Raw genomic sequence first — 26,253 nt, 5'->3', positions numbered from 1 at the left:
TTAGAGAATAATTAAAATTATAGTTAACAATGGGAAACTTTGAAAGGAAGTACAATTTATGTGCACGAGTCTTAGTCTGGGAGCTTTAGATGGCTCCAAATTTTTGGCAAGAACGATGGATTTTGCCTTTGAATTAAACGGTCAACCTACTTTTTTGCCAGAGAACTATAAGTGGATATCCTCGTTTGATCAAAAAGCTTATACAACTGATTATGCCATCATGGGAACAGGGGCTAAATATGGTAACAACTATATGGTAGCCGATGGTTTCAACGAGTATGGTTTGTCAGCTGCCGAGCTTTATTTTGCCAACGCAGCTAAATATGATGAACAGCCAACTGAAGGCAAGATGAATCTAGTAGCTGAAGAATTCATTCTCTGGGCGTTGGGTAATAATAAGAATATCGAAGAATTGCGTCAAAATTTAAAAGATGTACGCCTGATTGAATCTGATGCCGGAGTAATGGGAGAAAATCAACCGCTACATTTTATTTTTAGTGATGCTACTGGGGCAACTTATATTCTTGAACCAGAAGGCAATGGTTTGGTGCTTGAAGAAGATAAAGTTGGTGTGATGACTAATACACCAGATTATGATTGGCACAAGATGAATCTTTCTAATTATTTAGGTACACAGACAACTGGCTTTGACGCTAAGAAATTTGGGGATGAAGAAGTAATTCCTCAAGGATCTAACGGTACTTTCAGATTACCTGGTGGTTTCACAGCAGTTGATCGTTTTGTTAGAACGGCCTTCATTCGTAATGTGACGGAAACTCCTAAAGATGCTAAACAAGCTGTCAATACGATTTTGCACATGTTGGACAGTGTAACTATTCCTCGTGGCGTCAACATCAAGGAAGATGGCAAGCCTAGCTATACGCAATATCAAACAGTACTCGATTTGACTAACAAAGTGATGTACTTTGTTCCTTATGGTAATCGCACTGTTTATGCAACAAAGATGACAGATGATTTGATCAAAAACCAAAAAGAACCAAAAGAATTCAAAGTGGCTTTAGACCAAGCAGTTACAGCTTTAAATTAATAAACCAATAGTGGTGCCTAAGATAAGGTACCACTATTTTTTTGGTATCTAATTTGATTCTGTTATAAGATATACCAGAATAGAGAGATAATTACCAAGTAGGTAATTGGTTCGTCCCAATTTATGAAACGAGGAAGAATAATGGCTGATTTAGTTTATCAAAAAATTATCACATCACTGAAACAAGCAATCGATGCTGGCGAATTTGCGGATATGCGCTTGCCAGACGAAAGGTCTTTAGCTGAAAGTTATAGCGTTAGCCGTAGCTCGATTAAACGTGCTCTAGGATTGATGGCCGATCAAGGGATTATTTTTAAAAAAAGAGGTTCAGGCACCTTTGTTAATCCACTCTATTTAAAGCAAGGTTCATCATTTAATTATAGTGGCAAAAATCTTGGCATCACTGACAGCTTCAACGCTAATGGTCAAAAGCCAGGTGTTCAAGTATTGAGTTTTGATGTCGTTCACCCTGACAAGGATCTGCAAGACAATTTGTTCTTAAAACCTTCAGAGTTCGTTTATGCCTTTAAACGTTTGCGGCTGCTGGATGACGTCCCTTTTATGATCGAAACTGGATATATTCCCATCAAGTTAGCTCCCGAGTTGTCTGAACAAATTGCTTCCGAATCTATCTTTAATTATGTAGAATCAGAGTTGGGAAAAGAAGTCAACAAAACTTATTTGACGATTGCGGCTGAACCTTCAGATACTGAAAGCAAGCAGCTCTTGAATTTAGCTGACAATGAACCAGTTGGTTTGATGGAAGGAATTTTCTTCCTAGATGATGGAACCCCATTTGAATTCTCGACAATGAAGCTACATTATAAATATTTCAAATATGATTCATTTGTTGATTTAGCAAGTAAGTAAGAGTTTTCAATAATTGGAACGCACCACTTTATTAAATGGTTGACTTTTAACAATATTCCCGTTATTATATGCATGTAAATACGTAAGGAGTGTGCTGGTAATGACAGATTACTCATCAAAAGAATATTTAAATTTAGTCGATAAATATTGGCGAGCAGCAAACTATATTTCTGTTGGTCAACTTTACTTAAAAGATAATCCTTTATTAAGACGTGAAGTTAAGCCTGAGGATGTTAAGGTCCACCCAATCGGACACTGGGGAACTATTGCAGGCCAAAACTTTATTTACGCCCATTTGAATCGTGCAATCAACAAGTATGGCCTTAAGATGTTTTATATTGAAGGCCCAGGTCATGGTGGGCAAGTAATGGTTTCAAATTCTTACCTTGATGGCAGTTACACTGAAATTTATCCAGAAATTACTCAAGATACAAAAGGTATGCAAAGATTGTTCAAACAATTTTCATTCCCAGGTGGTGTGGCTTCACATGCTGCCCCTGAAACTCCTGGTTCAATGCATGAAGGTGGAGAATTAGGTTATTCTCTATCACATGGTGTGGGTGCAATCCTTGATAACCCTGACGAAATTGCAGCAGTTGTAGTTGGTGATGGTGAATCAGAAACTGGCCCATTGGCAGCTTCTTGGTTCTCAAATGTCTTCATTAACCCAGTTAATGATGGTGCAGTATTGCCAATTCTAAACTTAAACGGCTTCAAGATCTCTAACCCAACTATTTTGTCACGTAAGAGTGACGAAGACTTGACTAAGTACTTTGAAGGTATGGGTTGGGATCCTATGTTTGTTGAAGGCGACGATCCTGAAAAGATGCATCCAGAAATGGCTAAGACACTTGATATTGCCATTGAAAAGATCAAGTCGATTCAAGCAGAAGCTAGAAAGCATCCAGCTTCTGAAGCTAAAATGCCTAAGTGGCCAGTAATCATCTTCCGTGCTCCTAAAGGCTGGACTGGTCCTAAGACTTGGGACGGTGAACCAATCGAAGGTTCATTTAGAGCTCACCAAATTCCAATTCCAGTTGACCAAAATGATATGCAACACATCGATAAACTAGTTGATTGGATGGAATCATACAAACCAGACGAATTATTTGATGAAAACGGTACTTTGAAGAGCGACATTGCTGCCATTACTCCTAAAGGTCAAAGCAGAATGGCTATGAACCCAATGGTTAATGGTGGAGTTGATCCTAAACCACTTAAATTGCCTGACTATAAGAACTATGCTTTGAAGTTTGATAAGCGTGGTGAAAAAATTGCTCAAGATATGATCGAACTAAGTAAATATTTGGAAGATGTTATCAAGCAAAATCCTGATAATTTCAGATTGTTTGGTCCTGATGAAACAATGTCAAATCGTCTCTATGGTGCATTTGAAGCTTCACCTCGTCAATGGATGGAACCCGTTCACGAACCCGCTGACCAATATGAAGCACCAGCAGGACGTATCATTGATTCGCAACTTTCAGAGCATCAAGCTGAAGGATTTAATGAAGGTTATACTTTGACAGGTCGTCACGGTATCTTTGCTAGTTACGAATCTTTCTTGAGAGTTGTCGATTCAATGTTGACCCAACACTTCAAGTGGCTGAGAAAAGCTAACGAATTAAGTTGGAGAAACAAATATCCATCACTAAACGTTATTGCTACTTCAACAGCTTTCCAACAAGATCATAATGGTTACACTCACCAAGACCCAGGTATCATTACTCACTTGGCTGAAAAGAAGCCTGAATATATCCGTGAATACTTCCCAGCTGATACAAATTCATTGTTGGCTGTTATGCCTAAAGTTTTGGACGACCAAGAAAAGATCAATTTATTGGTTACTTCAAAACAATTGAGACCACAATTCTATACCATTGAAGAAGGCCAAGAATTAGCTGAAAAAGGTCTAAAGGTGATCGATTGGGCTTCCAACGATAATGGCGATCCCGACATTGTCATTGCCGCTGCGGGTACTGAACCAAACCTTGAAGCTTTAGCTGCTATTAGTATTCTTAGAAAAGAAAAACCAGAACTCAAGATCAGATTCGTCAACGTGGTTGACTTATTGAAGTTGAGATCACCAGAAGTTGATCCTCGTGGCCTAACTGATTCTGAATTCAACGAAATCTTTACAGTTGATAAACCAGTCTTGTTCGCATTCCATGGTTTTGAAGATATCATTAAGGAAATCTTCTTTGACCGTGATAACCACAATCTTTATGTTCATGGTTACCGTGAAAATGGTGATATCACTACACCATTCGACATGCGTGTAGTTAATGAAATGGATAGATTCCACTTGGCAGAAGAAGCTGCCGTTGCTGTTGAAGGTGATGGAGCAAGTGACTTTGCTGATGAAATGGAAGCTGAAGTTGATAAACATAACAAGTACATCCGTGAATACGGAGACGATTTACCAGAAGTAAAGAACTGGACATGGGAATAATCGTTTAAAGAGCTCTCCTTTGGGAGGGCTTTTTTTTTTGATGTCAAACTTCAATTACATTTATTATTAGAAAACTTATTAGTGACAGATGTCGATTTAGTGTTCACATATCATAAACAAGTGTCTTTGAATGGCGTTATATCGGGGTTTATCAAGTAAATAAGTTTAAAAATAATTGAATAAGTTTCATTTTAAGAATCTCTTAGAATAATTTAACAAAAATTTGAACGATATTGAAAATACTACTGGCAGTAGAACTTTTCTTTTAATACATTTTAAGACTCAATCGATGATTATTAGAATAAAAATTGAAGTGCCTCCAACAACCTCCAATCCCAGTTCTGACGGGTTGTTAAAGGCTTTCTAACATGGTAATATCATCTTTGGAAAAAGAGAAAACACTAAGGGGTGGATGATATGACAACAAGAAACGTAAAATTCATGAAAGTAGCACTAATGGCGGTCGTGGCCATATTTTTGATGATGTTATTCGTCTTGCAAAGTCGATACATCATTCCAGTAGTTGCAATTGTTGCAATCGTCTTAGCTGTTTACTCAGAAGACAAAATTTCAAAAACACATACATTTACATTTATTGATTAATCATTCAGTTATAAATTCATTTAGTAAGACCTCGATATTTTTAATCGAGCTTTAACAGCAAATACAACTTGGAAAGTTGATAAACTAGCTCATATTAATGGGCAGGATTATTATCTGTTAGACACCAAGGAATTTGTACCGGTGGATGAAGTTACAGTTGAATTGAAAATTCAAGTCAATAAAAAATGATCTCACTAAATTTATGATTTAGTTGAGATCATTTTTAATTTCCAAACGTATTTTTAAATTAATTAAAACTAATATCGATTTTTTCCTGTCCAATTCCAGCATCAACATGGATGTTCTGCAGAATAATTTCGTAAACTTGCAGGGAAGGTCCGATTGCGTCCCACGTATTTTGATAATTAGGTATTAGTTCGAGGTAACGTGGCAATAAATCAATCATATTTTTTGAAGAAGGGACTGCTTTAACTGCCTTAGCCCTGACAAAAGGATTGTATGGCGTATCATCATGAGGAATAGTAATAAAGGCAATATCGGCTCCATCTTGGTATAGTTTGAGAGCGGTGGTGCCTTTAACTGAAGAAAAATAAAGCTTATTGGGAGTGTCAGGAAACCAAATGTAATTAACTATTCGCACATCGGCTTGCCCATTTAATGCAGTACTGATAGCAATCTTGTCAGAAGTTTTATAAATTTTTTGTAGTAATTGGATGGAATGAGTATCTGGTTGATTCATAAAAAACCTCCAGTTTGTTTGATGGCTATATTATACATTAGGATTGTTCAAATTATTTTATATGTAAATAAAAATAAACCATACCAACTTAGTTTTTCCAGTTGATATGGTTTATTATTTTTGCTTTATTTATACTGACTCTTAAGAGAAATCTTGTCGTTAAAGTTTCTAATCCGCATATGGCAAAGCATCATTTTCAACATCTTCTCTGTTGAGAAGAATAATATTTTCGCCATTTTCTTTACGTCGATCGATATCATTTTCACCCCAAACACAGAGGGCTTCCAAGATCTTATTCAATGAATGACCGTATTCAGTTAATGAGTATTCAACTTTTGGAGGAATCTGATTGTACACTTTACGAGCAACAATGCCGTCGTCTTCCAATTCGCGTAGTTGTTGGGTCAACATTTTTTGAGTGATGTTAGGAATAGCACGACGTAATTCACCAGTACGCATCTTGCCATGCTTTAAATGACAGAGAATGATAGGTTTCCACTTGCCGCCGATAATTCTCATGGTATTTTCAACACCGATATTATAAATTGCCTGTTTCATCACTAGTCATCCTCTCTATCCAGTAAATGTATCTTAACATCACTAATTAGTCTTAGCAATTTTCTAAATTTAAATCTTTTGAACGAACAGATGAACTTTCCATTCTCATTAGAATCCAAATTAAAACTATTCCGATAATCAGCATAATAATACCGATGAAAGGTGTATTTAAAATTTGATTATGTGAAACAGCAATTCCACCGGCGGTTGAAGCAAAGGTGATACCAACGTTAAAGGCGGAAATATTTAAAGCTGATGCCAAAGGAACTTCATTTGGCGTATATTTTTCTGCCAATTGCACGATATAAAGTTGTAGTCCAGGCACATTCATAAAAGCAAAAAGCCCCATCAACAAGACAGCAATCAAGCCAAGAAAATGAAGATTGATCGTCACACGCATTACAACCAAGGCAACACCTAGACCAATCAACATTTTCATCAAAGCACGAAGCGGATTGTTGTTAGCCCAACGACCACCTAAAGTATTACCAATAGCGACAGCAATTCCGTAGAAAATAAGGATGATGACAATGGCACTCTGTGACCAACCCATATTCTTATTTAAAATTGTTGTTAGGTAAGTGTAAACTGGGAAAGTTGCTCCATAACCTAAAGCTGTGATGATCAAAATCAAAAGTAATTGTGGTTGCTTAACAATCTTCCAAATACCCTTGACACTAGTTGGTTTTGGCAATGGTAATTCATTTGGTACTAAAATTGTGTTACTGATCAAACCGATCAATCCAAGTACGATCAAGAAGACGAAGGACATTCTCCAACCAAAAGTTTGTCCAATGAAAGTTCCAATCGGAACACCGGTGATTGTAGCGACAGTCAAGCCAGTAAACATAACTGCAATTGCTGAAGCACGTTTATTAGGTGCAACGACATCAGCAGCAATTAGTGAAGCAATAGTCATAAAAATACCGTGTGACAAAGCAGCGATCACTCGACCAATCAGAAGGATGGCAAAAGTTGGAGCTAGGGCAGCTAGGATATTTCCAAGCACGAAACTGATCATGATACCAATCAATAATTTTTTGCGGTTCCAACGATTAGTAACTAAGGCTAAGATTGGTGCGCCGAACATGATACCCATCGCATAGATGGACACTGTTAGGCCACCTTCGGAAATAGAAATGCCAAAAGTTTTAGTTAGTAGTGGCATAATTCCGACACTGATAAATTCTGTTGATCCAATGGCAAAAGCACTGATAGCTAATGACAAAAGAATCCAATTTGGTGATACTTTCTTGTTCATATTATTTTCACCCCTTAGGTAATATTTGATTATGTGTATCACATTATATGGGGTTGGGATTATAAAACAATTACGTACTTTAAAGTGCGGTAGGGACAAAAAAGTACCTATAAGCTGTGTTAAAGAATTGAATAAAGGTAAAAGGGAAATAATGATTTATTAGATTAAATAATATTTAATAATATTATTGACTTATTAATATAAGCGTGCTTTACTAATAACTGTAAATTGAAAACGAAAGAGGAACTTTATTATGAAAACAAGTAATAATCTTAACTCACATTTGAATAGTCAATTTGCCTTTAGCTTTTTCTTTAGATAGCGTTTGTATCCAACGTTTGGGTACGGACGCGTACGTGTTCGTATCTATCGATTGGCTAAAGCTTTTAAACATGTCTTTTGAAGCCAGATAGATACAGGGTTGAATCTATCTGGAGAAAAATTATTTGGGCCCAATTAATTAAACCAGTTAGATTCCTATCCGAATCTAGCTGGTTTTTTTTTACACTTTCTTAGCGACTATGTCGCTTAGAAAGTGTTATGGGGTTGTCGAAAGACAACCGTAATCCGAGAATTTAGCGACTAAGTCGTTTAGAAAGTGTTATGGGGTTGTCGAAAGACAACCGTAATCCGAGGGTTTAGCGACTTGTCGCATAGAAAGTGTTATGGGGTTGTCGAAAGACAACCGTAATCCGAGGGTTTAGCGACTTGTCGCATAGAAAGTGTTATGGGGTTGTCGAAAGACAATCATATATATATATTGGGAGGATAATTTTTCATGAAAAAAACACTAATCACTTTATTAACAATTACAATGGCAGCCTTAGTATTGGTAGGTTTCTCAAACAATGCTTCGGCATCAGATAAGCAAACTTTGAACGTAGGAATTTTACAAGTTGTACCACACGGCTCCTTAGATGCAGCCAGAAAAGGTTTCAAATCAGAGCTTAATAAAGAAGTTAAGGCACATGACAAATCAATCAAAATTAACTACAACTATCAAAATGCTCAAGGTGATCAATCTAATTTGAATTCAATGGCGCAGCAATTGACTCAGAAGAAAAACGACTTGATTTTAGGGATTGCTACTCCTTCTGCACAAGCTTTAGCTAAAAAGACTAAGACAACTCCAATCGTTGTCACAGCGGTTACCAATTTGAAGAGTGCTGGTTTGGTTAAAACTGACCAAAAGCCGGGCACAAATGTTACAGGAACAAAGGATCTCGGTCCTGTCGACAAGCAAGTTAAATTATTAACGACTTTGACTAAGAGCGATAAACCAATTGGAGTATTGTACAACTCATCTGAAGAGAATTCAGTTTTACAAATCAAAATGGTTAAGCAATATGCTAAAAATCATAATTTGAAATTGAATATCGTCAGTGTCACAAGTACTAACGACGTTGCGAGTGCTTTATCAGGTATGGCCAAAAAAGTTTCTGGTATTTATATTCCGACTGACAATTTAATGGCTAGTTCAATGAAAACTGTTGGTAAAAAAGCTCGTGAGGCTAAATTACCAGTCGTAACTGGCTCAATTGAAATGGCAGAAGATGGCGGTACGGCTACATATGGAATTAATTATCACGACCTTGGTAAGCAAACAGCCAAGATGGCTTATCAAATTTTGATCAATAAGAAAAAGCCTCAAGATATGCCAGTGGAAACTTCGCATACCTTAAGACTTTACGTAAATAAGGACAATGCGAAAGCATTAGGCATCGATCCTGATCAAATTAAGCAACCTTAGTTAGAAATTGGTGGAGGTAAGAAACATGTTTTTATCTAGTTTAGGACAAGGATTATTATGGGCGCCACTGGCAATTGGCGTTTTTATCACTTTTAGAATCTTGGATATTCCTGATTTAACGACTGAGGGTAGTTTTCCTTTTGGGGCTGCCGTAGCGGTCAGTCTGATGTTAAAAGGAAGCTCGGCTATTGTAGCAGCGTTTGTCGGCTTTTTAGCTGGTTGTCTGGCGGGATTAGTCACTGGTATTTTAGATACCAAATTACGGATTCCTTCGCTATTGGCAGGAATTTTGACGATGACAGGCTTGTATTCGATCAATATGCATATCATGGGAAAGTCCAACGTGCCATTATTGAGTCAAAAAGTTTTGACAGAATATTTACCTCAAACTTGGAGTCTGGAACTTCAAACAATAGTTTTAGGAATAATTGTGACAAGTATTGTTATCTTGATTTTATATTTGTTATTCAAAACGCGGTTGGGATTAGCTCTGATGGCAACTGGTAATAATCCGCATATGTCAGCAGCAAACGGAATCAATACAGATAAAATGGTCATTTTTGGCTACATGATCTCCAATGGCTTGATTGCTTTGTCAGGAGCATTGATTGCTCAAAGTAATGGTTACGCTGATATCGGTATGGGGATCGGGACGATCGTGATTGGATTAGCATCAGTGCTTGTGGGAGAAATTTTCTTACGTGGACACGGTATTCTCACCCGACTATTAGCAATGGTTGTAGGAGCAATCGTATATCGATTATTATTAACCATCGCCATGGGATTAGGTTTTCCAGCCGATGACCTTAAAATCCTCTCGGCCATTATTCTCGTGATCGTTATCTGCGTGCCAATTGTGCAAACTCGCATCCAAACGAAGCGACAATTAAAGAAATATTTGAAACAAATGGAGGAACAAGATGATGACAGTTTTACAAGTGAAACATCTGCAAAAAGTATTCTTTCCCGGGACTGATAATGAGCGTCATGTTTTAAAAGATATCAATTTGAATATTCATGAAGGAGATTTCGTCTCAGTTATTGGAAATAATGGTGCTGGTAAATCGACACTGTTGAATACCATTGCCGGGACCTTGTCGGCTGACGCTGGAAAAATTGATCTAGTTGAACAAGATGTTACCAAAAAATCAGTCGCCTATCGTGCTAGATGGATGTCACGGGTTTTCCAAGACCCCAAAATGGGAACAGCTGGCGATCTAACAGTTCTTCAAAATCTGATTTTAGCTCAACAACACACACAGACTAGTAATCTCAAGTGGTATCAACGAAAAACGGACTTGATGAAATATCAAACGTTATTAAAGAGTTTGCACATGGGTTTGGAAAACTTTACTGGTACCCAAGTTAAATATTTGTCTGGTGGTCAGAGACAAGCTTTATCGCTACTGATGGCCACTTTGAGTCAGCCAAAATTGTTGTTGTTAGATGAACATACGGCGGCTCTTGATCCAAAGACTAGTCAAGAAGTCATGAATATAACTAGTGAGATTGTAGAAAATCAGCATTTCACTACCATGATGATTACTCATAAGATGTCAGACGCATTAAAATATGGCAATCGCTTGATAATGGTTCAAGACGGCAAGATCAAATTAGACGTTCAAGGCGAAGAGAAACAGAATTTGGATACAGAACAGTTGCTTCAAGCCTTTGTATAAAAAAAACCAGTCATCGAAGTAGAGTTCGATGACTAGTTTTACTTGTTTCATAATCCATTTATCAGGGGGGAAGGATGGATTAATTATCAGGTTATTTTATTAATGAGGATTACTATCTATCTTTTATATGAAGATTATCTTATAGGGGATAAGTTAAAGCTTTTTGATTTCCTTTAACTTACAAGACATATATTAAGCTCTAAATGTGAAGAAAGTATGATGCCAATATTTAAAAAATAAGAAGATTTGAGGTTATTGTAGATAAATCTTCTTGAGAGAGTCAATTTCTGAAGGGCTGACTTTCAACTCTTTTTGAATATAAGCATCCATATTGCCGTAAAATTTGTCGATGGTATTCAAAGCTGTGGCTAAGTAATTATAATGAACGGTCATTAGATCTTTGACAGAATTGATGACATCAGGATCTTTATAGCCTTTAGAATCCAACAGATTCAAAATATCGGTGACGAATTCTTTGTTAGCGGTGTTAGTCAACAGATAGTCTTGTTTAATCGTTTCAAAAGGAACACCTAATGCTTTCAAGAAAAAGACCGCTCCCATACCTGTCCGGTCCTTACCAGCACTGCAGTGGAAAAGTAAAACTTCATTGTCGTTCTTATTTAGTAATAATTGATTAAAGAATTTTCGATAAGCCGCCTTTGAGCTGTCAGTTGTGATAATATCACGGTAAACCTCAATCATATGTTCATATCCATCGGTTGGATCACCACCAATTTCAGGAATGTAATTTTCACTTTGCACTTCTGAAGCTTTGGTTTCATCTTCTTGGAAGACAGGAGCCCAGACGTAACGAACGCCTTCTGGACGTTTATCGGGCTTTTTGTCGATTTCTTGTCTTGAACGAAAATCAACATCGATCTTCAAACCATAGTCTTTTAAAGTTTTAAGGTCATGATCAGTCAAGTCTCCCAAACCTGCCGATCTCAAAATTTTGTGATATTTTACTACTCTGCCATCGGTCGTTTGATAGCCGCCTAGTTCACGGAAATTAACGCCTTTATCAAGAGTTAAAACACGGTCATTATCGTTAGCCATTCTTATCTACCTCGGTCATTTTTTTCTATATATCATTATAACAAAAGAAAGAGTTATCCTTATTATGAAGTTCATTATTGCACCCGGAAAATACAGCAATCAAGTTAGCTCGGAAAAAATTGGGCAGGCCATCTATAGTGGAATCAGTCGTGCCTTGCCCCGAGCTGAAATTGTGACGATGCCAGTTACGGACAGTAAAGATGGAATACCAGCTCTAGTTGAGCACACTATTGGCGGACAGTGGGTCGATCTGCCTTATTTTGATGCCTTTTGGAACAGTCAAAACGGGCATTACTTAATTACAAGGATCGATAGTCAAAATACCGCAATTATTGATTCTGAACAAGTGGTTGGCGTAGATTTAGCTAAAAATAAATCGCGTGATCAGTTGTTTCATGCTACAAGTTATGGTATTGGAGAGTTCATTGTCGATGCTGTTACCACTGGTATTAGAAATATTGTCTTGTGTTTAGGAAAGACTGCCGTGGCGGATGGTGGTCTGGGGGTCTTACAAGCGCTTGGTGCCAAGATTTATGATGAGGAAGGGTCATTGATTCCCGAAGGAGAAAATCCACTGATAAACGCTCACAGGATTGATTTAGAGGATGTCTATAATTTATTGGGCAAGCGGACTCACATCACTGTACTATTGAATTTCTCTAGTGCGCATAAATTGTGTGAGACAGTGGAATATCTCAATGAAGCTCAGGAAAGTTTTTTGGAAGATAATTTAGTTTATATTTCCGAAAAAATGAATCAGAAGTATAATTTAGATATACACCCGATGCCACATTCGGATTCAATCAAGACGTTGGCAGGGGCGTTTGCCATGATTGATGCGAAGATTTCACGTTCATCATTCGAGTGGATCGCTAAAGTGACTGGGATGAAAGAAACGATTCGTTCGGCTGATATTCTGATTGCGGCCACCGAAAAGGTCTCAAAAGATTCAGCCTACGACGATATTCTTTCCCACTTGAGTCAAATAGCGGGGTCAGAAAAAATACCCACTTTTATATTATGCAATAATTTTGTTGATAATTTTCAGAACTACGAGCAATTATTCACGGGAATATTTTCCACTCAAATGACGGAATACGACGATGAAATCACTATTTTTGAAAACTATGAGTCAGTCGCTAATCAACTTATTCGGACACTTTTAGCTTTTAAATAGCCATTTTATTGAATAATATAAATGAATGCATTAATCTAAAATTAAGGATTTCAATAAGTGCACTGGAGGATAGAATTATGGAACAAGATTATAAGAGAATTTTGGTTCCGGTAGATGGATCAAAAGAAGCAGAGATGGCCTTTAGAAAAGCGGTAACGGTCGCTAAGATGAATGGTGGTCATATCGACGTTTTAACAGTGCTAGATACAAAACAATTTATTGGTTTGCATGGTGGTATGTTGAATGGTGACGTTATTTATCAACTGTCCGAAGATGCTCAAAATTATCTCAACAAGTTGAAGTCAGAAGCTGTTGATGATGGATTTAAAGAAGACGACATTGACATTCACGTGCGTTTTGGTGAACCAAAGACCGTTATTTCTCAAGAGTTTATTGAAGAATATGAAAACGACTTGATCATGATCGGCTCGACTGGTATGAATGCGGTCACTCGTATCTTGGTTGGTTCTGTTTCGGAATATGTTACAAGAAATGCCAGAACCGATGTTATTATTGTCAGAACTGATGTTGATAATAAGAAATTAGTTTCAGATAAAAAGAAGAAATAGTTTTAAGAAGATAGTTAAAAAAGCTGGTGAGGGCCAGCTTTTTTTATGGGAGAATAAGATGAGATGTCAATGGGCCAATAGTTCACAAGCAATGCAAGACTATCACGATAATGAGTGGGACCGTCCCAATCACGATGAAAGATATTTTTTTGAAATGCTGACTTTAGAAGGGGCGCAAGCTGGGTTGTCATGGGCAACGATTATCAAACGTCGTTCTAATTATCAGCTGGCCTTTGAAAACTTTGATGTTAGAAAAGTGGCCGCCTTTGATCAAAACAAGCGTGATGAGTTGTTAACTGATGAAGGAATTATCCGTAATCGTTTGAAAGTTGATTCGACGATCAATAATGCTAAGATAATCCAGACGATGCATCAGAATAATCAAAAATTTTCCGATTATATTTGGAATTTTGTTGATAATAAGCCAATAATTAATCATTATAGTGATATGAGTGAAGTGCCGGCTCAAACCGAATTGTCGCAAAGAATCAGTCGAGATTTAAAGAAACGTGGCTTTCGATTCGTGGGGCCAACCATTATCTATTCTTTCTTACAGGCAACAGGTGTAATCAATGATCATCTTGATACCTGTGATTTTAAGTGAAAATTAGTATAATGGGAGTAATGACGGAGGATAATTATGAATTCTGAAACTATTAGCAAACTAGCTGAAAAGCTTTATGAAGACCGCAGTAAAATCGAAGATAAGTCACAAGAATTTGACGCACAAGCTGTCTACGATATTTTGGACTCTTTGGAAGTATTGAGAAAACCTATCAAGGATTACTTTGAGATGACCGAAGACGATTATTACCAAAATGAGTCAGATCATCTGTTGACACTTCAAAGTCCAGATCACAAATTGAGCGAACTACATGACCGTGTTCAAGTAAATCATGTGGATGGTTCTTTAGATGCTCATGAGGTTAACTTTTCATACAATCATGAAGACCCATTTGCCAGCGGAGAATACAAGGCTAAAACTGACATCGACCTAGTTAGTTTTGCTTTTACTGTTATCGGTGCAGTGTACGATAATACCATCGTTGCTGATGTAAGAAACTCACTATCTAAAGATGCCGTTCTTTCGATCGGATTGGCAGCTTATGCTATCGAGGCATGGCAAAAATGAAATTAATACAAGTCAATGATTTATCATTGCAAAATGAAGGCTACTTTGCATTTAGGCATGTGGCTTTTTCTTTATCACAAAATCAAATTATCGGTTTGAGTGGGGAAAGCGGCAGTGGCAAAACACAGCTATTAGAAGCGCTTGCACAAGAAAATGTCCCTGACAGTGGTACGATCGAATACACGCCAGGCAGTAGGATTGGTTATTTACCACAACTCGACCCACAATTGATCGATCAAAACGTTGGCAAATATTTAGAAAGTATTCGTCGACTTTCCAAGAAATTAGCTGTCCGACCAGAACAATTACAAGGGATGATTACCTTTTTAGGGATGAGTCCTTATATAGATACGCCTGTGCGTCAATTGTCACTGGGCTTGAGACGAAGAGTTGGGTTTTTAGCTGCCGTGGCTGGTCATCCCAATATCTTGCTACTAGATGAGCCTTTCGCCTTTCAAAGCCAGCAGACAATTGAAAAAATGTTAAGTTTGATGCAAGACTTGAAAGAAAATGGCGCTGGTATATTGGTTGGCAGTACGGAATTTTCTCAAACTGTCAAAAATTCTCTCGATAATCAATATTTGTTAAAGGATGCAAAGTTGACCCCAGTCAAAACGGTGCAACCTTCAGAAGAAAAGCGTCTGTTGGTCTTTGCAGTCAATCGAAACTCAGTAGCTTTGCCAAAAGAGCTGGAGAAGTTTGTAATTTCGATCATCGATGATCAAGTGGAATTAGAGATACCTCTATCTTTGAAGGATCAAGTCGTAGCAAAGATGTTACAGCTTAACTATCGCTTAAAGGGGGTTCAAAAAGATGAAAATCAAAATTCTCTTTAAAAGTTATTTTCAATTGTTCTTCCAAAATTACTTATATCTGACCTTATTATTTGGAATTTTAACTTTTGGTTTGACGGCAGATTCATTATTAGGTATTTCATCAGTCAAAAAATACAGTCTCTTGTTGATTGGAACTTTTTTCTTGGCTTTGTTAACTACGATGAATCTTTATTACAATGACAGCCGACAAAATAAGTATTTAAAGCAAAAAATAAATAGCTCTTGGGCGGATGCTGGAAGTCAATTTTTGGTGGCATTAATAATAAATATTTTTTCTGGAATTTTAATATTTATTTTTAGCTTAATCTTGAATCCAAGTCTACCATTTGACTTAGTCGGGATTTTGGCATTGATTGCCGTCGGCTTATTAGGCAGTGGAATCGCCACGCTCTTTAAGACGCAGTGGTACCGTCATTCCAGTCTTGGACAGGTAGGAGTCTTAGTTTTTATTTATTTATCTTTGTCGGGAAATGTAGTTGAAGTGTTGAGTTATGCGAGCTGGTTATTGCCGCCATTGTCGAAAATTATTATGACGTTGCAAAATAAGTCTGATATTTTACATCTTTGGCCATTGATTGGGCAAACGTTTTTATACGCATTATTTCTATTTTTAATTAGTTCAATTATTTATAAAAATAATAAAAAAGTTAAATAAAACTATTGCAATTTGGTGTGTATTTCTGTTTTAATACTCTGATGAAATGAGGAGGCAATTTTATGAGTAATATTTATTTACGCCAGGCAGTACCCGAAGACTTGCCAAGAATTATCGAAATTATCAATAGTGCCAAGAAGACTCTCCGAAATCGAGGAGTTGATCAATGGCAAAGCGGTTATCCTAGTGATGAGATCTTAAAACAAGATATTGAAGAAGATATCAGCTTTGTATTGATGCTTAATGGTGAAGTCGTTGGTGTTGCAGCTTTACAACAAGGCTACGATAAAAATTACCAAGATATGACCTCTGGAACTTGGGACAAAGATTCCGAAGTAACTTATTCTGTCATTCATCGAATTGCTATCGAGGCTGATCATCAAGGAGAACATTTAAGTTCAGCTCTTATTCAACAATTATTGACAATGTCGTTTTATCTTGGCTATCGCGATGTCAGAATCGATACACATCCAGATAATTTAGTCATGCAACATATCATCGAGAATAGCGGTTTTGTTGAAAAAGGAACCATTACGATGGAAGAAGATCATGGAAATCGAAAAGCATATCAAATTCTTCTTAAGTAAGCGTGATTGGATTATTTTTCATATTTTTGATATATAATTGAGACATAATTAACCATCGTTAAGATGGTTTTTTTACTATATTCATATCCAGGGTTTGGATATTAGGAGAACGGTAAATTGAAGATTACAGATATTGCGAAACGGGCACTTTTGCCCAAGCCTTCGGAACTTATTTCAACTCAGACAGATAGCTTTTTGAGAAGATTGAAACCGAGACTGTTTGTGGTTAATTATATTGAAGGTGTTTATCAGAATAATGTTTTGCCAAATGTCACCGACGATACAGTTACAATTTCTGTTCTAACTGATACTCATGCTAAGGCTGTCGTGAGTGCTTCTTATTATGGAATTAATGGTATGCGCCATATCATTGAGGCAAATAAAGTTAGTGATAATGTCGGCGTTGACTTGAATGTGCATTTAGGCGATCTGATGGATGGTAGTGATAAGCCAGAGATCAGTCGAGGGATTTTGAAATTTGCAGTAGAAAATTATCAAGCCAGTAAAGCACCATTTTTTATTTTGGAAGGTAATCATGACGAAAATGATAAGTATGACGAGCATCGCTTTTTTAAGTCAGCCTCATTTCATCGTGATGACTATGATTCATTAGTTACTAAAAATGATTTTGAACAGTCGGCGATTCATCGGTTGAATCCAGTTTCTAAAATTGGCTGGTACGATAAAGGTGATATTCGAATAATTTTTATTGACACGAGTGATATTCCTTATATCCTTAGTAATGGATCTAAAAAATATGACTTTAAGAAAGTTCGAGGAGTCAGAGAGCAACAATTGGAGGATCTAACCACTGTTTTAGAACGAACGATCGATAAGCATGTAGTCGTAATGGGTCATGCCAATATTGTTAGTCCGAGTGGACGCAGTGCGTTAAACTTTAATGGTGACTTAGTACAGCAGTTACTAGTTGCATTCAATAGTAAAGCTTCAGGGCAATTGAAAAATGAATTAACTGGAGACTTTGGCGTGAATATTCGTTATGATTTTTCGACAACTGGTATCTCGAAAGTAACAACTTATATTTGTGGACATATGCATTATGAAAAAAACTACAAAGTTTCTGAAATTAATCATATAATATTAAATTGTTCGGCCCTTATGGGTAAGAAGCACGGTTTAACGACTGATTATAACAAAAAGTGGGATCGCCGTTATAATGAAGTCTCTGAATTGGCAGGGTATTTCATTAATATCGATCCTAATAAATTACGCTTACAGATTTATGGTTACGGAGCCGCAACAAGGTATGTAAGTTTTGAAATATAAGGGAGAATTTTTTTATGTGTGGAATCGTCGGATTCGTAGATAAAAATATTGCAGACAAAAAGCCTGTGATTGAGGCAATGATGGAAACAATCAAACACCGTGGACCAAATAGTTCCGGTGAATTATTCGATGGAAATGCTGCATTAGGTTTCCGTCGTTTGAGTATCATTGATATTAATAGTGGAATGCAACCCATCTACAACGAGGACAAGTCTAAAGCTATTATTTTCAATGGTGAAATTTATAACTACCAAGGTATTAGAAAAGAATTATTAGATGCTGGACATACTTTTACAACTGAAACTGATACTGAAGTTTTACTTCACGGTTTTGAAGAGTGGGGTATCGAAGGCTTATTGAAGAAGATTCGTGGAATGTTTGCCTTTGTCATCTATGATCTAAAGACTGGTGATATGACGGGTGCCCGTGATTTCTTTGGTATCAAGCCATTGTATTATTACAATCGTGAAGGTACTTTCATCTTCGGTTCAGAGATCAAGTCTTTCTTGAAAGAACCTAACTTCAAGATGGAATTAAATAAAGCTGCTTTGAAGCCATATTTGACTTTCCAATATTCAGCAATGAACGAAACTTTCTTTAAGAATGTTTTCCGCATTCCAGAAGGCCACTACTTCACATATAAGAATGGCAAGTTGAGCATTAAGAAGTACTGGGATATGGACTTCAAAGAAAATAACCTATCATTTGAAGAAACAGTTAAACGTATTGACGAATCATTGCGTCAATCAGTTGAAGAACACTCTATCAGTGATGTTCCAGTTGGTTCATTACTATCCAGTGGGGTTGATTCCAGTTACGTTACTGCTATTTTGAAACCTCAACATACTTACTCGATCGATTTTGATACAAGTACTTATGAAGAAGGCTCTGCCGCAAAACTCTTAGCTGACAAATTAGGCCTCGAAAATACTCGTGGTATCGTTACAAAAGAAGAAGCAATCAAGTCCTTGCCATTGATTCAATATTATATGGATGAACCTGATGCCAATCCTTCATGTGTACCGTTATATTTCCTTACCAAATTAGCTAGCCGCGACGTTACCGTTATCTTATCTGGTGAAGGTGCCGATGAGTTATTTGCAGGATATGCTAACTATGGTTTCCACTCACATTCAAAGGCTATTCGAGTTGTAGCTGAAGATTTGAAGAAGTTACCTAAGGGTGTTAAGTACAAGTTGGCTCATGGCTTGAAGAAGATGCCAAACTTCCCAGGTCGTTTACATTTGTATGAATCAACTGCTAAAGCTGAAGAATTCTTTATCGGTCAAGCTAAGATCTTTACTGAAAAAGAAGCTAGCGACTTGGTCAAACCTGAATTTGAAAAGTCACGTTCAGTTCATGATATCGTGATGAGAAGTTACAACAAAGTACGTGATTATGATGACGAAGTTAAGAAGATGCAATATCTTGACCTTCACCAATTCATGGCAAACGATATCATCTTGAAGGCTGACCGTATGAGTATGGCCAATTCGATGGAATTACGTGTTCCGTTCTTGGATAAAGAAGTGGCTAAAGTGGCAGCGGGTATCCCAACGAAGTATTTGCTAAATAGTAAAGATAGTAAGTATGCTTTACGTGTAGCTGCTGAACGTGCTTTGCCTTCTGAATGGGCTAAGCGTGAAAAACTTGGTTTCCCAGTACCAATTCGTGACTGGATCAAGACAAAAGAAGTTTATGAAGACTTCCGTGAATTGTTCAGTTCAGATTTTGCTGGTGAATTCTTTGACCAAGATGCAATTTTGAAGATGCTCGATGGTTGTTATCGTGGTGAAAACGATGATCGTCGTAAGGTTTGGACAATTTATACCTTCTTGATTTGGTATAAAGTTTACTTTATTGATGGTGGTAAGAAGCCTGATGTTGACCCACAAGTTGTCGTAGCTGATCAAAAATAGAATGATTTTAATTTAAGAACAAAGATACTCCCCGATTCTAGATTAAGGATCAGGGAGTATTTTTAGTCATTTAAATAAAAATAAGTTTAAGAAACAATAAAAGATTTTGTTATTGGTAACGGAAACATAGGACGTTTGTTATAGTAAACTTGTGAGTTTTTCTAAATTTAAAGTAAGGGGTTAGATTTAGAACAGAAGTAGGGGTAAAACAATGGATACTAGTCACGTTACTGATATGAGTCAAATGTTTCTCAATTGTCGCTCATTGAAAAAGTTAGATTTAACCAGTTTTAATACCAAACAAGTTCGTGATATGTCACAAATGTTTGCTGGTTGTGAAGCGTTGGAAGAACTTGATTTGACAACGTTTGATACACAAAAAGTTCAAAAGATGGATTCAATGTTTGAATCGGCTGATGCTTTGAAATCACTAAAAATAGGTGAGAAATTTGTAGTACCCAAGGACCAAGAGCATACGCTCAAATTGAAGAATCATGTCTGGATCGAAGTGGGCAGCGGTACGTCTAAGAATCCTAAGCCAGTCGATAAGGCCGGTATTAATTCAATTGAATTACTCAGCCGTCACGATAAAGGAAACTGGGTCATAAAACCAGCTGTGGAATACCACGGTTCAAATAAAGTGGCAGTAGCTAATAATTTGCACGAAGATTTGATTATTGAAGTTCCGGAACAGCTTCGTCCAGAATATGTCGGGAGTACTTTTGAGTTGAATTTGCCACAAAAAGTTGGTTTTAAAGCTGATAAGCAACAAGTTCACGTTAAAGCAACTGAAGAGGGCTTGGTCTGTGAAGATCAAGTTAACTTCCAACCAATTGAACAGCCAGAATTAAATGGTTCACTCAGATTAGCTAGTACAGTTGAGCCAGTCGAAAAAGATAAGCCAGCCAAACCCATAGAGACCGTAGAACCAGAAGACGATAGTTCTACAGTCAAAGGCGCTAAGTTTATGCAGTATATTACCGTTCATCCTGATTTGAAATATGCTCAGACGTACAAAGTTAATGGTGAAATTAATGTTGGACATCAGTTACGGCCAAATTACAGTTGGTTTAGCGATAAGATGATCCAAGTGCAAGGTCAAAAATATTATCACGTGTTAGGAAATTCATTTGTCAAAGCTGAGGATGTTTACTTATATCGGGATGCTAGACAAGTCGTTAAAACTAAAGATGTGATGATGACTCACCTTTACAATAGCCGAGCTAAGATGTTGAGCAATCGTGGTTTAGGTGCATTGAGCAGTTGGCCAGTAGCTAAAGAAGTCATCTTAAATGATCATAAGTATTATCAGATTTCGACCAATGAATTCGTTGACTCAGAAACTGTTGATTTGGAAAAAGCTTAAGCATTTCACATTAAAACATCTTTTGGTGAAATAAATATAATATATCCTCTGATTTCAAATTAGGAATCAGGGGTCTTTTTCGTCGATCCGATATTCAAAATGGCGTTATGACGTTATACGATTTAGTGATATTTTTTCATATTATCAAGTTAATTAAAAAGTCCTACAAAGGCTGATAAATTAAGAAAGTCGTAAGCTGAATCGATTAAATAATTGAGTGCCCCTCGTTGTGATAAAGTGAGTATGGTATAATTTTGTTTGAAATGTGTGAAAATTTAAAAATAGAATTAATATAGTAAGAGGTTGATCCCTATCGAAACTGAATCAGGAAAAAAATTCACGCCTATAATTTTAGGTAGTGACATGAATGTTTACGGAATGGCACGTGCTTTCCATGAACTGTATGGGGGCACAGTTAAAGCCTATGCCGATATCCAATTGGCACCGACTAGATATACAAAGATCTTAGATTTAACTCTAAACCCAGGATTTTCTGAAGACCCTGTTTTTATTGAAAAAATGCGTGAAATTGCCAAAATCTATCAAAATCATGAAGAACCAGTAATTTTATTAGCTTGTGGCGATGGTTATGCAGAATTGATCAGTAAACATAAAGAGGAATTGTCGAAAACATTTGTCTGCCCATATGTTGACTATGATTTCTTGAGATCATTGAATAATAAAGAGAGTTTCTACAAAGTTGCCGAAGAACATGGGTTGCCACATCCATTAACTAAGATTATTACAAAAGATATGTACGAAACAAAGACTGACTTGGATGTTCCTTTTAATTTCCCAGTAGCTTTGAAACCTGCCAATAGTGTTGAATGGTTGGATATTCATTTTGAAGGTCGGAAAAAGGCTTTCACAATTCATTCCCAAGAAGAATATATGAGTATTGTTGGCAAAATTTATGATAATGGTTATACATCAGACTTGATCCTACAAGACTTCATCCCTGGTGATGACTCTAACATGCGTGTTTTGAACGCTTACGTTGATCAGGAACATCACGTTAAGATGATGTGTTTAGGTCACCCAATTTTGGAAGATCCTACACCTCAAGCAATCGGTAATTATGTGGCTATCATCCCAGAATTCAATCAGGATGTTTATGACCAGGTCCAAAAATTCTTAGAGGATATTGAATTTACTGGTTATGCTAACTTCGATATGAAGTATGACTCACGTGATAAGACATTCAAATTCTTTGAAATCAACTTGCGTCAAGGTAGAAGTAGTTTCTTTGTAACGTTGAATGGTTATAACTTGGCCCAATACGTGGTCGAAGATTATGTTGAAGGCAGTCTTGAAAATGAACCAACTGTTTATGCTAATAAGAATAAGGCTCAACATAAGTTGTGGCTAGGTGTTCCGGTTAAAGTATTTGAAAAATACGCCGCCAAGAACGAAGCAACTGATTATGCTAACGAATTGATCAAACAAGATCGCATTGGAACGACAGTCTTTTACGATAAAGATAAATCGTTCAAACGTTGGTTGTTGATGACTTACATGTTCCACAACTATGTAAAACGGTTTGATAAATATTTCCAAGAAAATAAGGGACGCGATTTTAAATAGTCCTAGGAGGCTTAATTGATGGACGAAATAGAAAGATACAAAGTTGAAAAAGTAGAGTATTCGAAAATTTTGATCTGTGTCGATTCAGATGACTTTGTCTCATCTAAGAATGCGTTTAATTATGCTTGCTCACTTGCTAGACATCACGATGCAGAATTAGGGATTGTGTCAGTATTGGAAACAGGTGATTTAAATATTTTCCAATCACTTGATCCCGAAGTATTGAAAGAACGTCGTGGAGAAATCAAGAAACTGCTAGAATTATACGGACAAAAAGCCGAAGAATATGGAGTTAAGAACATTCATTTGATGGTAACAGAAGGTAATCCTGGTTCAACGATCGTTGATAAAGTGATTCCTAGTTTCCAACCAGATCTTGTGATCGTAGGTGTTGAAGATAAGAATAGAAATCGCAACACGATCGGTTCACAAGCTTCAAAGATTGTTAATAATTCCAAATGTTCTGTTAGTGTTATTAGATAATCAGATTTGAAAAGTTCGCTTACAGAACGAAAAAGGGTCCAATTAAGTAATGATAAGATGAGGCTATGGCCTCATCTTTTTTTAAACTAAATATAGAAAGGGGTTACATAAACTTATGAATTCCGATTTTTATAAAAGAATAGCTGATAAATATGAAGGTTTAACAGCTAACGAGCAGTTGATTATCGATTATGTAATATCTTCTAAGGTTCCTAATAAGTTAAAAATAAAGGATATTTCAGATAGCCTTTTCTTATCAAGTGCTACTATAGTTCGCGCTGCAAAAAAATTAGGTTATGATTCCTTCAGTCAAATGAAGTTTGATGCAGCTCAATATTTGGATGAAGATCAAAATGACCAGAAAATTACTGAGAATTTTGACAAAATAATAACTCGCATTAAAGGTGATTTTGAGAAGACCATTGACATGCAAAATGAAAGAAAGGTTAGGGCTTTCGCAGAAGAAATTAACTCAGCGAGACGGATCTTTTGTGTTGGTAGCGGATCTAGTGTCAGTGTAGCAAGTGATCTAAATCGTAAATTGAAACTCCTGAATTATTGGTCAAACGATTATGAAGAATTGTATGCCATCAGAGATATTGCCGATATTTCTAGTAACAAAGACGTGATTATTGTAATTTCACTAGGGGGTGGCAATGATCTAGTGAATAAGTACTTAATGTCGGCTAAAGCAAATGGTACAAAGATTATTTCTATTACGGGCACCAATGCAAAATCTGTTATAGAGCTCAGTGATGTCAACTTGATGGTCTATGAATCTCCTGTACCTAGAAAACGTATGCGTTCAAGATTGATGCTTAATGTAGCGTCAGACATATTTTTTGAATATATTGTCAATCACGATTCAAAAACAGAGTAATTTTTTACGCTAAAGTAAAATTTGACCTTTTAAGGTCTAAACCTTATAAAAAGGGAATTCTTGAGATAATGATGATACCTTAGTAAATGAAAAGTGATCCAATTATTAAGGAGATGTTTATATGGGGGCTCAAGCAAGTACAGGAAAAAGAAATAACCTCATTCGAGGTTTTGAAATGTTTGGCCGGTCTTTTCTATTACCAGTTTCGGTTTTACCTGCAGCTGGTATTCTTCAAGGGCTAGGTTCAGCATTCACTAATGCCGACACGGTTAAAATGTATCCATGGATGCAGAATCACACGTTCCAATTTATTATGGGATTCTTATCAACCATGGGATCAGCGGCATTTAAGAATTTACCAGTCATTTTTGCAGTTGGTGTGGCTGTTGGATTAGCAAAGCATGAAAAAGGATCTGCCGCTATTTCCGGACTTTTAGGTTATCTAACACTTCAATATATGATGAACTTTTTACTTAGTGCATCTGGTCAATTAGTTGATACGGCAGGAATGGATCCAACTAAGGCTGCTCTAGCATTAGCTGATAAGATGCAGACAACAGTTTTGGGTATCCAAACAATGGATTTAAATGTTTTTGGTGGAATTATTACAGGTGTGATTGTTTATTTTGTTCATAAGCGTGCTATTAAGATGCATGTACCAACAGTTCTAGACTTCTTCAGCGGACCAAGATTAGTTCCAATTTTAATTATGCCAGTCATGGCTATGACTGCAGTTGTCTTTTTCTTTGTTTGGCCAGTAGTTCAAACAGGAATTGCTGCACTATCGGTTTTGATTCTTAAATCTGGTTCAATTGGAACATTCTTCTACGGCGTAATCGAACGTCTTTTACTACCATTTGGTTTACATCATGGTTTAAATTGGCCAGTTAGAACAACTGAATTAGGTGGTATTTTTACGATTGGTGGACGTCAATATCAAGGTACAATTGCCGCATATATGGCTTCATTAGCTCATGGTGGTGCAATTAATCCACTGATCACTCGTTTTAGTTCTGGTAAATTTGTGTACAACATGTTTGGTTTACCTGGTGCTGCACTGGCCATGTATACTTGTGCCAAACCAGAAAATAAGAAGAAAGTTGGAAGTTTGCTATTCGCAGCCGCCGCAACAGCTTTCTTAACAGGTGTTACCGAACCTATCGAATTTACATTTTTGTTCGTAGCTCCAGCTCTTTATGCCATCCATGCTGTTCTTGCAGGTTTAACAATGGCTGTTACTTCAGCTTTAGGTGCAGCATACTTGACTCCTACGGGGCACGGATTGATTAACTTTATTATTTACGGGGTTCTTCAAGGAACAAAAACAAAATGGTATATTATGCCAATTGTAGGTGTCTTCTGCTTTGCGATGTATTACTTTGTATTTAGATTTGCTATTTTGAAGTTTGACTGCAAGACACCAGGACGTGATGATAATACTGAGGATATTAAACTTCATGGTAAGGATGAAACTAGAAAGAAAATGGGAGTTCATACTCTTAAAGATGAAGGTAAGGTAACAGCTACTACTTCATCAACTGCTAAGTTGTCAACACATGAACAAGCTTTGGCCTTGATTGAAGCACATGGTGGTCCTTAAAATATCACTGATGTAGATGCATGTATTACTCGTTTAAGAATCAATGTTAAAGACAAGAGCGTTGTTGATAAGGATACAATTGTTAATAATCTTGGAGCCATGGGATTCAATGAATCAGGTATGCAGATGCAATCAATCTACGGTGGTCACGCTAATGTCTTAAAGATGGAGATTCAAGATGTCTTAGGGATGGGTGAGTAA

At 36.8% G+C, this 26,253-nt stretch carries 24 protein-coding genes and 1 pseudogene; 21 read left to right on the top strand and 4 right to left on the bottom strand.

The features are described from left to right. The first annotated feature begins 58 nt into the window (after positions 1–58). From ACYT32_RS04155 to ACYT32_RS04140, 4 genes are all read left to right on the top strand, one after another. Positions 59–1,048: a choloylglycine hydrolase family protein gene (locus ACYT32_RS04155; protein WP_395264558.1), complete on the top strand. Its 990-nt coding sequence runs from the start codon at positions 59–61 to the stop codon at positions 1,046–1,048. A 141-nt stretch (positions 1,049–1,189) separates the two neighbouring features. Continuing rightward, positions 1,190–1,918, top strand: coding sequence for a GntR family transcriptional regulator (locus ACYT32_RS04150; protein WP_395264559.1), 729 nt, complete (start codon positions 1,190–1,192; stop codon positions 1,916–1,918). Positions 1,919–2,018: 100 nt separating this feature from the next. Further along, positions 2,019–4,370, top strand: a complete 2,352-nt coding sequence (locus tag ACYT32_RS04145; RefSeq protein WP_395264560.1) for a phosphoketolase family protein — start codon at positions 2,019–2,021, stop codon at positions 4,368–4,370. 417 nt (positions 4,371–4,787) lie between these two features. Then, complete coding sequence (locus ACYT32_RS04140; protein ID WP_395264561.1) at positions 4,788–4,973, top strand: hypothetical protein; 186 nt, start codon at positions 4,788–4,790, stop codon at positions 4,971–4,973. A gap of 247 nt (positions 4,974–5,220) precedes the next feature. On the opposite strand, the gene ACYT32_RS04135 is transcribed toward ACYT32_RS04140, so the two are convergent. The 3 genes from ACYT32_RS04135 to ACYT32_RS04125 form a co-directional block, all read right to left on the bottom strand. After that, positions 5,221–5,673 carry a pyridoxamine 5'-phosphate oxidase gene (locus ACYT32_RS04135; protein WP_395264562.1) on the bottom strand — a complete coding sequence of 151 codons (453 nt, stop codon included), beginning with the start codon at positions 5,671–5,673 and terminating at the stop codon, positions 5,221–5,223. Between the two features lie 168 nt (positions 5,674–5,841). Next, positions 5,842–6,231 carry a winged helix-turn-helix transcriptional regulator gene (locus ACYT32_RS04130; RefSeq protein WP_395264563.1) on the bottom strand — a complete coding sequence of 130 codons (390 nt, stop codon included), beginning with the start codon at positions 6,229–6,231 and terminating at the stop codon, positions 5,842–5,844. A gap of 52 nt (positions 6,232–6,283) precedes the next feature. Further along, positions 6,284–7,492 carry an MFS transporter gene (locus ACYT32_RS04125; RefSeq protein WP_395264564.1) on the bottom strand — a complete coding sequence of 403 codons (1,209 nt, stop codon included), beginning with the start codon at positions 7,490–7,492 and terminating at the stop codon, positions 6,284–6,286. Positions 7,493–8,270: 778 nt separating this feature from the next. Between ACYT32_RS04125 and ACYT32_RS04120 the strand changes: the two genes are divergently transcribed. From ACYT32_RS04120 to ACYT32_RS04110, 3 genes are read left to right on the top strand one after another with little or no spacing between them, the layout of a single operon-like run. After that, complete coding sequence (locus ACYT32_RS04120; RefSeq protein ID WP_395264565.1) at positions 8,271–9,242, top strand: ABC transporter substrate-binding protein; 972 nt, start codon at positions 8,271–8,273, stop codon at positions 9,240–9,242. 25 nt (positions 9,243–9,267) lie between these two features. Next, positions 9,268–10,218: an ABC transporter permease gene (locus ACYT32_RS04115; RefSeq protein ID WP_395264566.1), complete on the top strand. Its 951-nt coding sequence runs from the start codon at positions 9,268–9,270 to the stop codon at positions 10,216–10,218. Then, positions 10,163–10,921, top strand: a complete 759-nt coding sequence (locus ACYT32_RS04110) for an ABC transporter ATP-binding protein (RefSeq protein WP_395264567.1) — start codon at positions 10,163–10,165, stop codon at positions 10,919–10,921. The genes ACYT32_RS04115 and ACYT32_RS04110 overlap by 56 nt, the downstream gene beginning before the upstream one ends. A 252-nt stretch (positions 10,922–11,173) precedes the next feature. Here the strand turns inward: ACYT32_RS04110 and ACYT32_RS04105 are convergent, their stop codons facing one another. Continuing rightward, on the bottom strand, positions 11,174–11,977 hold the full coding sequence (locus tag ACYT32_RS04105) for a tyrosine-protein phosphatase (protein ID WP_395264568.1): 804 nt from the start codon (positions 11,975–11,977) through the stop codon (positions 11,174–11,176). Between the two features lie 64 nt (positions 11,978–12,041). Between ACYT32_RS04105 and ACYT32_RS04100 the strand changes: the two genes are divergently transcribed. From ACYT32_RS04100 to ACYT32_RS04035, 14 genes and pseudogenes are all read left to right on the top strand, one after another. Continuing rightward, entirely contained in the window at positions 12,042–13,154 is a 1,113-nt protein-coding gene (locus ACYT32_RS04100; RefSeq protein WP_395264569.1) for a glycerate kinase, read from the top strand. A gap of 77 nt (positions 13,155–13,231) precedes the next feature. Next, a complete protein-coding gene (locus tag ACYT32_RS04095; RefSeq protein ID WP_395264571.1) occupies positions 13,232–13,723 on the top strand; it encodes a universal stress protein in 492 nt (163 codons plus the stop codon). Positions 13,724–13,781: 58 nt separating this feature from the next. Continuing rightward, positions 13,782–14,327 (top strand): DNA-3-methyladenine glycosylase I, encoded by a 546-nt coding sequence (locus tag ACYT32_RS04090; protein ID WP_395264572.1) that lies wholly within the window; start codon positions 13,782–13,784, stop codon positions 14,325–14,327. Positions 14,328–14,363: 36 nt separating this feature from the next. Then, positions 14,364–14,855, top strand: a complete 492-nt coding sequence (locus ACYT32_RS04085) for a hypothetical protein (protein ID WP_395264574.1) — start codon at positions 14,364–14,366, stop codon at positions 14,853–14,855. Then, on the top strand, positions 14,852–15,691 hold the full coding sequence (locus ACYT32_RS04080; RefSeq protein ID WP_395264575.1) for an ATP-binding cassette domain-containing protein: 840 nt from the start codon (positions 14,852–14,854) through the stop codon (positions 15,689–15,691). Before ACYT32_RS04085 ends, ACYT32_RS04080 begins: the two co-directional genes overlap by 4 nt. Continuing rightward, positions 15,669–16,346 carry a hypothetical protein gene (locus ACYT32_RS04075; protein WP_395264577.1) on the top strand — a complete coding sequence of 226 codons (678 nt, stop codon included), beginning with the start codon at positions 15,669–15,671 and terminating at the stop codon, positions 16,344–16,346. Before ACYT32_RS04080 ends, ACYT32_RS04075 begins: the two co-directional genes overlap by 23 nt. 62 nt (positions 16,347–16,408) lie before the next feature. Beyond that, entirely contained in the window at positions 16,409–16,933 is a 525-nt protein-coding gene (locus tag ACYT32_RS04070; protein ID WP_395264578.1) for a GNAT family N-acetyltransferase, read from the top strand. A gap of 117 nt (positions 16,934–17,050) precedes the next feature. Next, complete coding sequence (locus ACYT32_RS04065; RefSeq protein WP_395264579.1) at positions 17,051–18,220, top strand: metallophosphoesterase family protein; 1,170 nt, start codon at positions 17,051–17,053, stop codon at positions 18,218–18,220. Positions 18,221–18,234: 14 nt separating this feature from the next. Continuing rightward, positions 18,235–20,139 carry an asparagine synthase (glutamine-hydrolyzing) gene (gene asnB, locus ACYT32_RS04060; protein ID WP_395264580.1) on the top strand — a complete coding sequence of 635 codons (1,905 nt, stop codon included), beginning with the start codon at positions 18,235–18,237 and terminating at the stop codon, positions 20,137–20,139. A gap of 211 nt (positions 20,140–20,350) precedes the next feature. Next, entirely contained in the window at positions 20,351–21,505 is a 1,155-nt protein-coding gene (locus ACYT32_RS04055) for a BspA family leucine-rich repeat surface protein (RefSeq protein ID WP_395264581.1), read from the top strand. Between the two features lie 363 nt (positions 21,506–21,868). Next, on the top strand, positions 21,869–23,089 hold the full coding sequence (locus tag ACYT32_RS04050; RefSeq protein WP_395264582.1) for a carboxylate--amine ligase: 1,221 nt from the start codon (positions 21,869–21,871) through the stop codon (positions 23,087–23,089). An 18-nt stretch (positions 23,090–23,107) separates the two neighbouring features. After that, positions 23,108–23,572 carry a universal stress protein gene (locus ACYT32_RS04045; protein ID WP_395264583.1) on the top strand — a complete coding sequence of 155 codons (465 nt, stop codon included), beginning with the start codon at positions 23,108–23,110 and terminating at the stop codon, positions 23,570–23,572. A 115-nt stretch (positions 23,573–23,687) separates the two neighbouring features. Beyond that, complete coding sequence (locus tag ACYT32_RS04040) at positions 23,688–24,452, top strand: MurR/RpiR family transcriptional regulator (protein ID WP_395264585.1); 765 nt, start codon at positions 23,688–23,690, stop codon at positions 24,450–24,452. Positions 24,453–24,573: 121 nt separating this feature from the next. Then, positions 24,574–26,253 (top strand): annotated as a pseudogene (locus ACYT32_RS04035) (PTS transporter subunit EIIC).

The sequence above is a fragment of the Companilactobacillus sp. FL22-3 genome, from assembly GCF_054881455.1.
Note: the sequence above shows the minus strand (reverse complement) of the source record. Positions and strands in the feature narration are given on the sequence as shown.